Origin of the sequence: Paenibacillus oceani (assembly GCF_014705615.1) — a bacterium.
Taxonomy (GTDB): domain Bacteria; phylum Bacillota; class Bacilli; order Paenibacillales; family NBRC-103111; genus Paenibacillus_AB; species Paenibacillus_AB oceani.
This window is the reverse complement of sequence record NZ_JACXJA010000012.1, coordinates 17899-34840: the sequence shown is the minus strand read 5'-3', so window position 1 is coordinate 34840 and position 16942 is coordinate 17899. Positions and strand designations below refer to the sequence as shown.

Below are 16942 nucleotides of genomic sequence, written 5' to 3'. Positions count from 1 at the left end.
TTTCCCATAATATTCAATAAGTCTTAGATACTATTCCAAATATTAGTAGAAGTAACTTGAATTCTATCCATTCGACGTTTTTTTTGATACCGAATTGAAAGAACCTAGTGATCTGGAATAAGCAGGGATTGAATGAGTATCGGCACGTTACATACAGAAAAATTGACGAACTTCGGAAAACCGAGTTCGTTTTTTATCAATCCTCCTTCCAAAGAAGGAATCCATTGGTAAACGTCGAACCATGTAGGAGTACGTCGAAAGTCCCATCAAGACGAACCGGGTGATCGAAATGACGACTCTTCCTTCTTCATTAACGGGCATATTCGCCCATAAGCAGAAATCATATAAAATGGTCCTCACCCTCGCGATACTCGACATCATGGAAGAGCAGAAGAAACAGGAAGTGCCCGTAAACTTAGTGCGGGTACGTTTCTTAAAACTGCTTCAATCCCGAGAGTCGCAAGGGCAACCTGTCGATGCCCCGCCTGAAAGTGTAGGCCAGCGCTGGAGCCAAGTCCAGGGCTTTCAAATCAACGGGCTCCTCCAAACACCGATCAAAGCTTTAAAGGCCATCCTCGTTCACGACTCTGGCAAACAAACGTTGCGTTTCACCGACGAGCTTCAAGCGATATGGTCGGAGTCTCTAGTCCAGCAACTGCGGGAATACGCCAATCGGGAGCTGGAATCCTACTATCAAAATCAGCAGCCAATCACCACCTCCCTCCGGGAACATCTGGCCAAGGTCATGTCGGATTATGTTGCCGCGAAGCGAGAGCCTTTTACCAGTCACCCGTTAGGCACCTTGGTTCGCAATACGATACCACAGGAAATTCATAGACTTCCGTTTATCGACCAAAATCTTCGTATCCAAGGCTCGGTTGGTATGGGAAACTGGGCAACCGTACCGTGGGTGGCCATCATGGATCGGCGGATCACCGAGACGACCCAGCGAGGAGAGTACATTGTCTACCTGTTTGCCCACGATATGAGTGCGGTATATCTCGCTTTTCACCAAGGGGTCACCGTACCGACCAAAGAACTGGGCAAGACCGAGGGCTACAAGTACCTCCGGCAAAAAGCAGAGCAAATCCAGAGCCTAGTCCCCCTGGAAGAGATGCATAAAGACCAAAACATCCAACTAACCGCCTCCGGTCTCGGGCAAGACTACCAGGTCTCGACCGTAGCTTACTACCGTTACGACAAGGACAGTCTTCCAAGCGAGGAGCAGTTATTGGCCGACCTTCGTAATGTGATGGAGAATTATAAAAAATACGTGGAGTTTTCAACCATGCAACAAGATGAGGTTGAGCGAGGAAACTTCCCTTTTACGATCGCACATCTGTATCTGGGACAAGGCATCTTGTATTACCTCTATCAAAATCATCCGTCCGAAGTACCTGTACAGACTCTTTCCTCCAATCCATCGTCGGTACTCATCTCCGGTGAGCAGGTGAAACATCCGTTGGAACGAGTTCGGCATATTGGGCGGGCCTTGCAAGAGCTTAAACTTCTTACTATTGAAAACAATGTGTTTTCTCTAACGGATCTAGGCTTGCAGTACGGTCATTGTTTTCAAAATGATTCTACGATATGGCGTATCAATGATCTTCAGGTCCAACTATTAAGAAGTATTATCGAGAAGGATCAAAAGTCTACATCTCTTATTGGAGTCCTGAGGCAGACTATTGGGTTAGTTCAAGAATTGCAGACATTTACGCTAGAGCAATTTATTGCTCCTTTTATGCAGCTGTTAGGGATGGGGGACAGTTGGGGAGAAGTAACGCAAAGGAATCGAGCTATCTTTATGTTGAACTGGCTGGGAGAGTTGCGTTACGTCGATAAGAACGGAGACTCTTTTTCATATATCAACTATGAGGAGCAACCGCAAGTGGAACCCTTATCCGTACCGGAGCAGCTTCAAGCGATCCAAGCGTTCATTAAGCGGAAAGGCTTCATGTACCCGGATCATCTGATTGAGAACCTTTATCTGTCGTTGAAAACAAAACCGTTCGTCATCCTTGCTGGAGTATCCGGTACAGGGAAGACGAAGCTGGTCAAGCTATTTGCCGAAGCGCTAGGAGCGACTAGCTCCAACCAGCAATTTACGCTGATCCCGGTACGACCGGATTGGAGCGATCCTTCCGATCTGCTCGGCTACAAGGATTTGTCCAATCAGTTCCGCCCTGGCAAGCTTACGGAGGTGCTCGCCGAAGCGACTCGGCTAGCCAATCGGAACAAGCCATATTTCATTTGTCTGGATGAGATGAACCTAGCCCGAGTCGAGCACTATTTCAGCGATCTGCTCAGCGTGCTGGAAACGCAGGAGTGGCAAGGGGAACGCATCGTGACAGCACCGCTGATTCATCGTCAGTCTCTCACTAGCGAAGAAGACCAGCGAGCTTACGGTGATCTGCATGTACCAGACAATGTGTATTTGATAGGCACAGTCAATATGGACGAGACCACGCATCCGTTTAGCAAGAAGGTACTGGATCGAGCCAATACGATTGAATTTAACTATATTAACCTTGGGCAATACCCGGGGGACGAAGAAGAGGATTCCGCCCCCGCGATCACACCTGTTCCAAACTCTTTCTTGCGTTCCGAGTACTTACAGCTCGTAGATATGTATCGGGACAACCGGGAGTTGGTCGAAGGGACGACCGAGAAGCTGGTGAAGATCAATGGCATATTAGAGGATATTCATGCTCATGTAGGGTTTCGGATACGTGACGCGGTTTGCTTCTATATGCTATATAATGAGCGCTTTCAGCTCCTAGAGCCGGATGCGGCGTTCGATCAGCAGTTGCTTCAGAAGATCCTGCCCCGGGTGCAAGGGAGTAGCACGGCGGTGAAGAAAGTACTGCTTCAACTGATGAAAGAGGCATTGGGTCGACGCATAGCGGTCCAAGAACTGTTGGACGATGCGTCCGAGCTATATACGCCCCGATCCGCGATAGACGGTGCAAAATACCCGCAAAGTGCAAGGAAAATCGCCTTTATGCTACGGAGGTTAGATGAAGATGGCTTCACCTCATACTGGCTATCCTAACCAACAGACCGAGCTGCTTCGGGTGGAGACGAACCTCTTTAATTTGTATATCCAGGGCAAGCCGTTTCATCCGACGGTGGAGACGCTGCAGTTGCATAGGCAGACTGGCGAGGAATGGACAGTGGCGCATTTTCAAGCTACGTCGCTGGGCCCTTCTGTGACGATCGAGTCCATCTCTATTTTCTCGCCGGAGCGCCGGGAGTTGATGCCTTGGACAGTAGATAGCCCGGCCCAGCCGATCTTTTACGAGACACAGTCCTATGAACTGGTGATTGAGAAAAAGCAGGAAATGCAGCTCATCTTCCATCACGACAACATGCATATAAGGAATGCCATTAAGCCGCTAGGCAAAATGATCCTGTCCGGAATCGTGAACTTCCAGAACGAAGTCGGCCATACGGAACTGGAGCTCCGATATAACGGGGAGGCAGCCTTCCGGCTACAGCTTGAAATCTTCCCATCGAAGATGGATTATAAGCGGGATTACCAGATGATCTTGAACGATGTGAACGAGCAAATCTATAACTTGTCCTTTGATTTCATGCGCAAAACGTATCATTTAACAGGATTAAAGGACACACAACACCAAAGCTTGACTGAGTTTTTCACGATCCTCCAGCACGTGTTCAATCAATTGGTCCAAGCCGTCGAGCGCATCCGCCAGTCGCCGCACTCCAAGCTGCAGGTGGGGAATCGAATCGTAGAAGCGGCAAAGGTTCGCAAAGCGGGGAAAGAGAACCTAACGTTTCTAGCAAAACGGCCTCACCTTCTTGTGGAGGATTCGAAGAATGGCTTGATCCCGAGGGGGGGACAGCGGTATACCCCAAGTCACGTCTTGGAGACGAAACGACATGTCGATTACGACACGGCCGAGAACCGTTTCATCCGTTGGGTGTTGCTGCGCATCCAGCAGAAGCTAAAGGATCTGAAGTTTCGTTTAGCTCAGAAGGGAAGACAACAAGACCCGCAGCTAGAGCGCAAAATGAACCTGATGCAGACCCACCTCCAACGGTTGCTGAAATACGATTTTCTGGCGGTCGGCGAGATACGTCAAATGTCCATAACACTGGTGCTGCAGATGGCGGTCGGCTACCGCGAAGTGTATCGGTACTACCTCATGCTCATGAAAGGACTCTCGATCCAAAGCGATCTGTTCCGCCTGTCGATGAAGGATCTGGCGCTGCTTTACGAGTATTGGTGCTTCCTCAAGATCCATCACTTGCTTAGTAAAAATTATGAGCTGCTCAAGCAAGACATCATCCGCGTCAATCGGAACGGCTTATTCGTCACTTTAGACCGAACGCAGAAAGCCAAGATGGTGTACCGGAACCCGAGGAATGGTGAAATCTTCACCTTGTACTACAACTCGCTACCCCAGGGAGACAAGACACCGACGCTTCCGCAGAAGCCAGATAACGTCTTAACGCTGAAGAAGAACAACACTTCAGTCGAATACAAATACATTTTCGATGCCAAATACCGTTTGAACCCAGCCTATGAAGGCACGCCCTACCATCGGGACTACAAGATGCCTGGGCCGGAGGAAGACGACATTAACACGATGCATCGTTACCGGGACGCGATCGTCTACTTAGACGATAAGGAGAAGGAATTGGAACGAAGCATGTTCGGAGCTTATGTGCTATTCCCGTATCATGACGAGGAGCGATTCCAGGAGCATCGCTTCTATCGAAGCATTGAGCAAATTAATGTGGGAGCGTTCCCCTTTTTGCCGAACTCAACCAGCTTGATGGAGAAATTTCTGGACGAAATCATCCTCGACAGCCCAGAGAAAGCCTACGAGCGCTCGACCCGTCCTCGTGGAACGAAGGAATATTACAAGAACAAGCTTTCCGGTAAAAATGTACTGATCGGGGCGCTCAGTCAAAAGGAGCAGCTAGCAGCCGCACTAGAGCATAAGTTTTATCACACACCGCTGAAGAATATTACGGATCACAAAGTTTTGACAGAGATTGAATACGTGGCGCTTTATCAGTCGATCCAGTTATTTGGCCGGGATGATGCGGGTATCCGTGTATATGGCAAGGTAGCGAACTGGAAAGTCGTGCAGCGTAAAGAGATTACGGAGATTCCATCGGGGCTCGGAGCATCGGATGAATTGTATGTGGTGTTCACCGTGGAGGAGTGGGAGAAGCGCGCTAGGCCGATCTTGCCTGGTGGGACGGGGGTTCAGCGGGTTATGTATGCTGCTAAGTATGTTTTTGATCGGGCTGGTGAGGTTGGGGAGTTGCGGTTTGGAGGGGGCTGAAACATCGTAGATATGTTTCCGTATACGGTGCACATTGAGTGCATGTCGCAATTAAAAAATAGCTGATGGCACCGAGAAATTTTAGTAAATGATCCGGTGCTTCAGCTCGAATTTCTATACGTTTTACCAGGCGGTGCAATATCTCAGGAGTTAGGGAACAGATTCCATGAAGATGCGGATCTGCTCCTTCATATAAGTGATCGATGCCGTTAAGTCTTCTTTTTGCATCGAAGATTCAAGTTCAGCTTGCTTAGACTTCAAGGTCGTATTTCAGCTTGAAGATCAAGTAGCTTTTTTGACATGTCTCTTCATCTATCGTCTCATTGATTAGCAAGTCAAGCAGCCGCTTCTTTTTTCATTTGCTTTGCGGATTGAATTTTGAAATGAATCCAATTTGTTTTGACTTTGCTTTGAAGCTTAGACAACTTGGAATCAATTAATGATCGGATTTCATGTCCGAACACCTTAGCTTTGTTGGCTATGTCGCTCGCGATGATCTCGCAAAGAAAAGCTCTCCTGACCTTGTGATTTGATTTACAAATCTTTTACAATATCGGCCGTGAGAATCGCAAATACATCATTTATATTCGCTTTGTACCACATACCAGCGCCGCAATCGGCACAATATGCGACATTGGTAATAGATGTTTTTTTGGAGCTGTGCTATCTCTTTTTCTTTGTGCTAATAATGATTGCACTTCGTTGAAGTCATCTCTGGATACTATCGGCTCATGAACATCACTGACAACAATCCACTTATCGGCAGAAATGACGTCTCTACGTTTGCTTGTTACACTCTTGCGCGTTTCTCTACCGTGTACCAAGTCGCCGACATAATTGGGGTTACGCAAGAACTTAAGAATTGTTGTCCCGTGCCATTTATCTAAACCATTACTCTTACAGGCGATCTGAGCCGGACTAGGCTGGCCTTCAGAATAAAGATATTTCGAAATGATGTCGACTCCAGTTCCAGATAAATATTCTTTGAATATCCTCTTAACGATACTGGTATATGATCATTTCGGACAATTAGCTTTTTGTCAACAACTTCATACCCATTTGGTGGGATTGAACCGCGTAAAATTCCTTTTCCGGCGCTATTGCGATAAGCTGCCTTCACGCGATCGCTTATTCGTTGTGATTCTTATCCAAGTATACAGACCAAACATATTTTCCCGATGGTCTTCCAGATTAATTCTTATTACGAAACCTCGTCCGCGCTGATTGAAGGTGATGTAATAATTGTAAGTCCGAAGCCGGTATTCCATCCAATCAGGCTAAAGTTGGTTACAGTATGTACTGGTGCTTGGCGAAATAGATACACCAAAGCATCCATTGAATCTTTGAATATCTTTAAATTCCGCAAAATTATTCAAATAACGTTAAGAGGACTATCTGATAATGAAAGTTACTTCCTACTTGGGAATCATAACTACCTTGGAATAGAGAAGGGAGTGGTTTTTTTGTGTCGAAATCAATAGAGTATAGTTGAAATCAGAAGAGAAAAGGGAGCTTCAATTTATGAAGATTATTCGTAATACGGGAACTGAACGTGTTGTTGATCTTCTTCGCCCATGGATCAGAGAGGGCAACCAGATCGACATCATGACCCCATATTTCTCATTGTTCGCATTCTCGGAGCTTCTTGAGGAAGTTTCAAAGATACGTAGAGTCCGTTCTCTTTTGCCGGCAGATGGGGCTGAATTAGCTTTATTGGGCACGGAAAATGACCGTGCTATGCGTAATAAATTGCAAAACCGGTGGTTGGCAACTCGTTGTGTGGAGTGGATTCAAAAAAAAGCTGAATTGCGTTGTGCAACTAGTGGTATACCGCAAGGAACAATTGTTATTCGTGATGCAGAAGGGTGCCCTAGACAAGCATTACTAGGCTCATTAGCATTTAGTACTGATGGACTTGGTATAACACCAGGGAACCCGCTTAGCCTCGTCCAAGTATCAGAGAATGCAGAAGAAAGTAATTTGCTTACCCAGTGGTTCGATAGGCAGTGGGAGGCTCTGCAAGCTCAACCAGAAGCCTTGGCAGGAATAATTACAGCGTTGCAATCTATTGCAGCCCCAAATGACCCTTACACCATTTACACGTTGATTCTCTATCATCTTTTTCGGGATAATGGGGAGGAGATGGATGAGGAGCGTATCATTAAATCAGCTACTGGAATCCGAAATACAGTCATTTGGAGTAGGCTCTATAAATTCCAGCTTGATGGTGTAATCGGAGCTATCGACAAGCTTAATCGATTTGGCGGATGTATTATTGCGGATAGTGTAGGCCTTGGTAAGACATTTGAAGCTCTTGCCATAATAAAATATCACGAATTACGGAACGATCGTGTTCTGGTACTCTGTCCGAAACGTCTGCGTGATAACTGGACATTGTACAAGTCTAACGATCGACGCAATATCCTTGCTGCGGATCGCTTCAATTATGATGTACTTAATCACACAGACCTGTCTCGTGAGGGGGGTATGACAGGGGATATTGACTTGTCTCATGTGAATTGGGGGAACTATGATCTTGTAGTCATCGATGAATCTCATAACTTTCGTAATAAGCAAACTCCGCGCCAAGGTGGAGAGACTCGGTACGATCGATTGATGCGCAAGATCATTAAAGAAGGGGTCAAAACACGGGTGTTAATGCTATCGGCTACACCCGTTAACAATAGATTAGCGGATCTGCGCAATCAGATTGTATTCGCTACTGAAGGGGACGATGCTGCCCTTTTTGAACATGGTATTACGAGCATCGACAATACTACGCGATTAGCACAAAAGCAGTTCAACCGTTGGTTGGAACTGGATGAGGATGAGAAAACACCGTCACGACTAATTGAAATGCTAGGTTTTGACTATTTTACATTATTGGATCATCTAACTATCGCCCGCTCACGAAAGCATATTGAAAAGTATTACGGAATTGCTGAAACAGGTCGCTTTCCGTCGCGTCTGAAGCCCATTAATATTAAGCCCGATGTAGACAGTGCTGGCCAATTCCAATCCATACGAGAAATCAATCAAGAAATTCGAAAGCTTAACTTGGCCTCTTATGCACCTTTGCGCTATATATTAGCAAATAAACAGGCAGCTTATGATGCCAAGTACAGCACTAGAATCCGTGGTGGCGAAGGCTTATTTCGTCAGGTAGACCGAGAGGAAAATCTGATCCACCTGTTACGTGTTAACTTGCTCAAACGAATGGAAAGCTCCGTATCTTCATTTGCTTTGACTATTCAGAGGCAGCTTAACGACGTTGAAACAACATTAACCAGGGTAGAGGCACACACAGAAGAAATTGAAGAGTTAGACATCACCGATGTGGACATTGATGATCCTGCTTTCGAGAGCCTGTTGGTAGGACGGAAAGTAAAGGTGCTACTTGGGGATGTTGACCTTATAAGATGGAAACAAGATCTAATTGAGGATCGGAATAGATTAGCAACATTGCTCTCAGCCGCAAGACAGGTTGATTCCACTCGTGATGCAAAGCTGGTTGCTCTAAGGGAGGTCATTATACACAAGTACAATAATCCTCTCAACTCCGGTAATCGTAAAGTGATAGTGTTTACGGCCTTCGCAGATACTGCCAAGTATCTTTATGAGCAATTGGGGGGATGGGCAAAAGGTGCACTTGGCATAAATGCTGCTCTCGTAACGGGATCTGGCGGTAATCAGGTTACTTTACCTGGAATGCGTAAAGATTTGGCTACAATTCTGGCTGCGTTCTCCCCACGCTCGAAAGAGCGTCCAGATGAACTTAATAACGAGGGTGAGATCGATCTATTAATCGCCACAGACTGTATTTCCGAAGGTCAAAACCTTCAAGATTGTGATTGGTTAATAAACTATGACATCCACTGGAATCCAGTACGCATCATCCAGCGTTTTGGGCGTATTGACCGACTTGGCTCACCTAATGAACAAATACAGCTAGTTAATTTTTGGCCTAACATGGAGTTGGAGGAATATATCAATCTTGAGCAACGCGTTAGTGGCCGTATGGTTCTACTCGACATTTCTGCCACCGGCGAGGAAAACCTAATTGAACAGCAGTCTGGCAATCAAATGAATGACCTGGAATATAGACGCAAACAATTACTTAAGTTGCAAGACGCGGTAATAGATTTAGAAGACCTCTCGTCGGGAGTTTCCATAACCGATCTCACACTCATGGGATTCCGCATTGATCTGGCACAGTATATAAAGATGCATCCTGGCAAGCTCGAATCGTTGCCACTAGGGACCTGTGCTATCACTACATCAATTGAGGTGGAGATTCCACCTGGTATTGTTTTTTGCTTACGTGCAGAAGGTGCAGCTTCAGAGATTATCGACCCCGGCTACCCACTATCACCGCACTATTTAGTTTATGTAGGTGATGAAGGACCAGTTCTTTTACCGCACACGCAAGTCAAGAGGATCCTCGATCAGATTAAACGCCAATGCATAGGACGTGATCTTCCGGACGCAGAGGCCTATGCTCGTTTCGATAAAGCAACACGATTTGGTGAGGATATGCGACATGCTCAACGTATGTTATCAGCGGCGGTGGCATCCATTGTCGGCAAGAGTGAGGAGCGAGCTGTAGCTAGCCTATTTTCACCTGGTGGTACCCACGCTATCAAAGGTGAGTTCGCTGGAATTAATGATTTTGAAGTAGTGGCATTTCTAGTAGTGTTACCGGGGGATTAGTCATGAATGTCTCAAACTTATTATCTGCAATTGGACTGCCTAATAGTACAAGTGTAAATCAGCGTGTTCCGAAGAAGATCTTCATTGAAAATGGTGCGAAAACTACTGCTGATAAACGCCAGATCAATGAGGGGATCGAAGAGATATATTGGTTGGCTACGATTAAACCGTCCACAGTAGGAGTGCCAGAATATCGAGACGAAATGCGGGAATATCTTGAGATCGCTATTCTTAACGTAACCTTGCGTTCAGGGGCTAATGCTAGGCGTATCGCTGAGCTTGTGCATCGTGCAATACCTTATCCTGTGTGGCTACTGCTTGTACAAGAGCGAGATATAAAGATTTCGCTTGCTCACAAACGTTGGGCTCAAAATGAGAAGAGTAAAGTAGTTCTGGAAGGTGAAATTGTAGAAATTGATTTAGGAAGTCATTCAAAGGCGACAATGGAGATAGAGAAACGTTTTCTGGATGGACTTTCATTGTCGAATCAGCGCCGATCAAACTTAATGGTCTTGTATCAGAACTGGATTGACTCCCTCGTTGCTTGGCAGGCCGCTCTCCTAACAGGAGAATTTACTCAGGCGACAACAACAGAACGAGCCATTATCCGTCGTGAATCATTAGTACAGTATATACAATTGACACACCATATTGAGACGCTTCGTTCACAGGCCATACGTGAGCAGCAAGTTAGTCGTCTCGTAGAGATAAACATGGAGATAAAGCGCCTTGAAATTAAGCTTGATGTAGTCAAAGCAAACATTTAACGGAGGATTCCCAATGAACAAATTTACTACAGATGATTCTGAGACGAAGTCTATCGATATCGTTTCTGAAAATATTGGACGATTGAAAGAATTGTTCCCGGAGGCATTCATTGAAGGGAAGATTAATTTCGAAGTTTTGAAACAATTATTGTCGGGTGAGGTAGAGGAACGAGAAGAGAAATACGGCTTGAATTGGCATGGTAAACGTCAAGCCCGACAACTAGCGCTCACTCCAAGTGCTGGAACGCTTCGCCCATGCCCAGAAGATAGTGTGGATTGGGAGAATACAAAAAACTTATTAATTGAAGGTGACAATTTAGAGGTCTTGAAGCTCTTGCAGAAAAGCTATGCAAATAAGGTGAAGCTCATATATATCGACCCACCGTACAATACCGGTAAGGATTTTGTTTATCCTGATGACTTCCGAGACAATATTAAGAATTATCAAGAAATAACAGGTCAATTAGACAGTGAGGGGAAGAAAATTAGCTCCAATTCGGAGGCCTCAGGTCGGTTTCATACAGATTGGCTTAATATGATATATCCGAGGATAAAGTTAGCGCGCAACTTACTGCGGGAAGACGGATTAATACTGATAAGCCTGGATGACAAAGAAATAAACAATATGCGGCATATATGTAATGAAGTGTTCGGTGAAGAAAATCTTGTGGCGTGTTTGATATGGGAAAAGGGTCGAAAAAATGATGCTAAGTTTTTTTCAATTGGTCATGAGTATATGCTTGTATTTGCGAAATCCCTTACCTATCTTCGAGAATTGAAAACTGTCTGGAGAGAGGAAAAGCCAGGTGCTCGGGAGATCTGGGAAAAATACATCGAACTTCGTGCAGTTCATGGAGCAGATGATCGATCTATTGAATCAGATTTGCAAGAATGGTATTCAGATCTACCTAACACCCATCCCTCTAAGAAATGGAGCCGCTATAAAAGGATTGATGAAAACGGTCCATGGCGCGATCGTGATATTTCTTGGCCGGGTGGTGGAGGCCCTCGTTACGACTTAATACATCCTGTAACGAAGTTACCATGCAAAGTTCCTGAGCGTGGTTGGATTTATTCTTCCCTGGAAGAAATGCAAAGGCAAATCAAACTTGGTCTTGTAGAATTTCGTCAGGATCATACCGAGCCACCGTTCCGTAAGGCGCATATCAAACCGATTTCAATTGAAGGGCTCGATGAGATGGAATTGGACGAGGAGGAGGAAGTAAGCGGCGGTGATGAGGAATTTGCTACGCAGGTTAGAGGTAGCTATTTCTATAAGCAATCACAGGTTGCAGTAAAGCACCTTAGGAAACTGATGGGTGCCAAGATATTCAACAATCCAAAGGATCACGTGGAGTTGGCCAAGTTATTTGATTACACATCAAATGCTGATAATGACGCAATTGTAATGGATTTCTTCGCAGGCAGTGGCACCACAGGCCATTCTGTGATGGAACTAAATGCTGCAGACATGGGTAACAGGCGATTTATTCTGGTTCAATTACCAGAGCCGCTTAATCCGTTAAAGAAAGAGCAGAAAGCATCAGCCAATTTCTGTGATAAACTTGTTATGCCTCGTACAATAGCTGAGTTAACTAAAGAACGTTTGAGGCGTGCAGCAAGTGAAATTAAAGCCGAAAAGCCAGAGTTCACTGGGGATTTGGGATTCCGTGTCTTCAAGCTGGATTCCTCGAATATCCGTACCTGGGAGCCAGATACAGAGAACCTTGGAAAGACATTGCTTGACCATCTTGAACATATTCGTTCGGATCGTAATGAAAATGATATCCTTTACGAAGTGCTGTTAAAGCTTGGCTTAGATCTCTGTGTACCCATTGAAACTCGTAGAATCGCTGGGAAGTTAGTACATGCAATAGGTGCGGGTGTGCTCCTAGTTTGCCTAGACATGCATATATCACAAGAAGAAGCTGAGCCACTGGCGACGGGCATCGTTAAATGGTACAGAGAACTGATCCCAGCCGGGAAGGTTACTTGTGTATTCCGTGATAGCGCTTTTGCCGACGATGTTACCAAAACCAATCTTGCCGCCATTCTCCAGCAAAATGGGCTGGACAAAGTGCGAAGTCTATAAGGGGGGCTGATTGTGAAACTACAGTTTGAATCCAACCTTGATTATCAGCTAGCGGCTATTGATTCGGTCTGTGACCTGTTTCGTGGGCAGGAGATTTGCCGTACTGAGTTCACCGTAACCAACGCCGTGTTAGATGATCAGCTATCCTTTGCTTTCGAAGAGAATGATCTTGGTATTGGTAACCGGTTGAGCCTTCTGGACGATGAAATCATAAGGAATCTTAATGACATTCAACTAAAGAACGGGCTGCCTCCCTCTGCAACGCTCACCTCTGGTGATTTCTCTGTGGAGATGGAAACAGGAACCGGAAAAACCTATGCGTATTTACGCACGATATTTGAGCTAAACAAACGATACGGCTTTACTAAGTTTGTCATTGTCGTACCGTCAGTGGCAATTAAGGAAGGAGTGTACAAATCCCTTCAGCTCACTGAGGATCATTTCCGTGGATTGTATGCAAACACACCATTTGAATATTTTATATATGACTCCGCAAAGCTTGGCCAAGTGCGTAACTTCGCGACTAGCCCGCATATTCAGATTATGATAGTGACAGTTGGGGCTATTAATAAAAAAGAGGTCAACAACCTATACAAAGATTCTGAAAAGACCGGTGGAGAGAAGCCGATAGATCTGATTAAAGCGACTCGTCCTATTATTATTGTAGATGAACCACAAAGCGTAGATGGAGGTTTAGAGGGACGGGGCAAAGAAGCACTCGGGGCAATGAATCCACTTTGTACCCTTCGCTATTCGGCTACTCATGTGGACAAACACCATATGGTATACCGTCTTGATGCGGTTGATGCTTATGAGAAAAGGCTGGTTAAACAAATCGAAGTAGCCTCAGCAACGATTGAGGAGGCGAATAACAAGCCGTATGTACGGTTATTATCAGTAGTTAACAAGCGTGGCATCATTAATGCCAGGGTAGAATTAGATGTGGACACTGCCAGTGGTGTACAGCGTCGCGAAGTAACCGTGCAGGACGGGGATGATCTCGAGCAAACCACTAGGAGAGCGATTTATCAAGGGTGTCGTATTGGTGAGATTCGCGTGGGGAAAGGCAATGAGTTAGTCGAGCTACGTGTGCCAGGTGACGAGCGCTATCTCAAACTCGGGGAAGCCTGGGGGAGTGTAGATACACTGGCAGTACAACGTCAGATGATTCGTCGTACCATAAAGGAACATCTTGATAAGGAGATACGTCTTAGACCACAAGGCATCAAAGTACTCTCATTATTCTTCATCGACGCAGTGGACAAGTACCGCAAATATGATGATAACGGCAACCCAATGAAAGGTGATTATGCTCGAATATTCGAAGAAGAGTATCGAAGGCTCGCTAATCATCCTGATTATCATACATTGTTTCAGGAGGTAGACCTGAGCCGCGACACTGCGCAGGTTCACGATGGATATTTCTCTATTGATAAAAAGGGCGGCTGGTCGGACACAGCCGAGAATAACCAAGCCAATCGTGATAATGCTGAGCGTGCTTATAACCTGATCATGAAGGAAAAGGAGAAGCTTCTAAGCTTCGAGACACCACTTAAATTTATTTTCTCACATTCCGCTCTTCGGGAAGGCTGGGATAACCCGAATGTGTTTCAGATTTGTACGCTTAGGGAAATCCAGACAGAGCGTGAGCGGCGGCAGACGATTGGTCGCGGACTACGGTTAGCCGTCAATCAGAACGGAGTGAGGGTGCGTGGATTCGATACGAATACCCTGACGGTTATTGCAACAGAGAGCTATAAGGACTTCGCGGAGAATCTGCAAAAAGAGATCGAAGCAGACACTGGTATCCGGTTTGGCATCGTGGAGGAACATCAATTTTCGGCGATTTCTGTGACCCAACCTGATGGGGAGAAGACACCACTAGGATTTGAGCGTTCCAAGATTTTGTGGGAGCATCTAAAGACTCATGACTACATTAATGCGCAAGGAAAGATTCAGGACAAGCTTAAAAAAGCGCTCAAGGAAGGGACGCTTATCCTGCCTACAGAGTTTGAACCACTAAGCAGCCAAGTTACAGAGATATTGCGCAAGCTCTCAGGGCGCCTAGAAATAAAAAACGCTGATGAACGTAAACAAGTTCGTGCTAGGCAAGCTGTCTTGCAAAGCGTTGAGTTCAAGGCACTGTGGGATCGCATTAAGTACAAGACCACCTACCGTGTAAATTTTGATAATGAAAAGCTAATTCAAGAATGTATACGCGCAGTTCAAAGTATGCCGCCAATTTCCAAGACGCGTCTTCAATGGCGAAAGGCTAATATCGTCATCGGTAAGGTAGGTGTAGAAGCAACTGAGAGAACTGGCGCAGCAACCGTAGTATTAGAGGAGTCCGATATTGCGCTACCGGACTTGCTTACTGACTTGCAAGATCGAACGCAGCTTACCAGACGTAGCATTCAGCGTATACTATCAGAAAGTCAGAGGCTAGACGACTTTAAGCGTAATCCGCAGCAATACATCGAGCTGGTTTCTGAAACAATTAACCGCCATAAACGCTTAGCGCTAGTGGATGGCATCAAGTATCAGCGATTAGGTGAAGAATACTATTATGCGCAAGAGCTAATTGAACAGGAAGAACTGACAGGGTATTTGAAAAATATGCTTAACGATACCGTGAAATCGGTCTATGAGCATGTGGTTTATGATTCGGACACTGAACTACATTTTGCAGACCAACTTGAGAAGAATAGCTCCGTCAAGTTGTATGCGAAACTGCCTGGGTGGTTTGTCGTGCCGACCCCACTTGGAGGCTACAACCCTGACTGGGCAGTGCTTATTAAGAAGGATGGAGCTGAATTGTTGTACTTTGTAGTTGAAACGAAGAGCAGTCTATTTGCCGATGATCTGAGAGATCGTGAAGGGGCTAAGATCGCTTGTGGTAAAGAGCATTTCAAATCGCTTTCTGTAGGGGAAGCTCCTGCCAAGTACGTTGTGGCTCGCGGTATTGATGATGTTATAAATTCGATCGATTTCATAGAGCCACATTGATTAATTGTAAGCAATGGGAAAGCAGTTGAAGGTATTGAAGCTTCTCAATGCCAACTACATGAACTTTTTTATAGCCAAGAGATCCCTGTGCCAAGTTTGATCAGCCGAGTCAAACTCGGTTCCCTGAAGATTCCGAGGAGGATTCGGAGAATGAGGAATTACAGGCAGTGAATAAAGTCTTTCAGGCATTATCTTCTGGTATTAAAAGAATAGATTGTTGCAAGTAATTGTAAGCGAACACGCAAGTCAGAGTGTTGTAGACGGTCTTGAGAACGTACACCTATGTTGAAAGATGGCGTAAAGATCGTAAGATTGGAGCAAGGAAATGGACTTCAAAATGATCAGTAAAAACGCGCAATATGCAGCTGAGGACGTATTAAAATCACACATTGAGACGGCTTATAGAGCAGCCGTCGGAGATGATGCTTGCGAGGTCAGTATCGCAAGTGCCATCTTTGATAAAGATGGTGTTTCATTTAAGGCAATAGCATTAATCTTTGATCAAGGAGGAACCATTGATTTTACAGGCCTCATTGACTTCGATTTGAATGTCATGTTGTTATTGCCGGAAGGCTGATACTGATACAAAGGGGCTGTCTCAAAAGTGTTCGTATGACATGGGGACGTCCCAATTTCCAAACAAAAGGACCTCAAATTCCACAGTAAAGTGGAGGCTGAGGTCCTTTTCTCGAGAAAAATCGGTTCTAAGTGGGGCTCAAAAAATTGCAAAATGAATTTTGAGGCAGCCCCTTAACTATCTAAATCTACCTGCCCACAGCACTCCGATCACAACACTCCAATTACGTATGCAAAAGCTACCAATTAAGTAAACAGACTTAAACTAACTATCGGAAGTGGAGTCGTGAACAAATTATGAGAGCCACCCAAGATTTCATCAAGCAATTGGAGCTACTGTATCAAGCCTAAGAGCAATAGGTAACTGAGAAGCTAAAAGTCGGTATTCTGAAGGACACGACCGCAAAGACGTACACTACCCATTCCTCCAATTTCGTCAGATGGTGCCGAAACGATTTTGTGCCAGAGGT

The 16942-nt window shown here is 45.3% G+C and carries 8 protein-coding genes and 1 pseudogene; 8 read left to right on the top strand and 1 reads right to left on the bottom strand.

The window, feature by feature from the left end; all coding sequences use genetic code 11:
• The first annotated feature begins 289 nt into the window (after positions 1-289).
• Together IDH45_RS10915 and IDH45_RS10910 are read left to right on the top strand one after the other, a co-directional pair.
• Positions 290-3052, top strand: coding sequence for an MrcB family domain-containing protein (locus IDH45_RS10915; RefSeq protein WP_223836555.1), 2763 nt, complete (start codon positions 290-292; stop codon positions 3050-3052).
• Positions 3053-3128: 76 nt separating this feature from the next.
• Complete coding sequence (locus IDH45_RS10910) at positions 3129-5321, top strand: restriction endonuclease-like protein (RefSeq protein ID WP_317891187.1); 2193 nt, start codon at positions 3129-3131, stop codon at positions 5319-5321.
• Positions 5322-5902: 581 nt separating this feature from the next.
• On the opposite strand, the gene IDH45_RS35250 is transcribed toward IDH45_RS10910, so the two are convergent.
• Positions 5903-6325 (bottom strand): recombinase family protein, encoded by a 423-nt coding sequence (locus tag IDH45_RS35250; protein WP_190927483.1) that lies wholly within the window; start codon positions 6323-6325, stop codon positions 5903-5905.
• Between the two features lie 517 nt (positions 6326-6842).
• Between IDH45_RS35250 and IDH45_RS10900 the strand changes: the two genes are divergently transcribed.
• From IDH45_RS10900 to IDH45_RS10875, 6 genes and pseudogenes are all read left to right on the top strand, one after another.
• Positions 6843-10031, top strand: a complete 3189-nt coding sequence (locus IDH45_RS10900) for a helicase-related protein (RefSeq protein ID WP_190927465.1) — start codon at positions 6843-6845, stop codon at positions 10029-10031.
• Positions 10032-10033: 2 nt separating this feature from the next.
• Positions 10034-10798 carry a DUF4391 domain-containing protein gene (locus IDH45_RS10895; RefSeq protein ID WP_190927464.1) on the top strand — a complete coding sequence of 255 codons (765 nt, stop codon included), beginning with the start codon at positions 10034-10036 and terminating at the stop codon, positions 10796-10798.
• Between the two features lie 13 nt (positions 10799-10811).
• On the top strand, positions 10812-12890 hold the full coding sequence (locus IDH45_RS10890) for a site-specific DNA-methyltransferase (RefSeq protein ID WP_190927463.1): 2079 nt from the start codon (positions 10812-10814) through the stop codon (positions 12888-12890).
• 12 nt (positions 12891-12902) lie between these two features.
• Positions 12903-15896, top strand: a complete 2994-nt coding sequence (locus tag IDH45_RS10885) for a type III restriction-modification system endonuclease (protein ID WP_190927462.1) — start codon at positions 12903-12905, stop codon at positions 15894-15896.
• Between the two features lie 107 nt (positions 15897-16003).
• Positions 16004-16123, top strand: a pseudogene (locus tag IDH45_RS35245) (hypothetical protein); the annotation flags it as partial.
• 98 nt (positions 16124-16221) lie between these two features.
• Positions 16222-16473, top strand: coding sequence for a hypothetical protein (locus IDH45_RS10875; protein WP_190927461.1), 252 nt, complete (start codon positions 16222-16224; stop codon positions 16471-16473).
• The last annotated feature ends 469 nt before the right edge of the window (positions 16474-16942 follow it).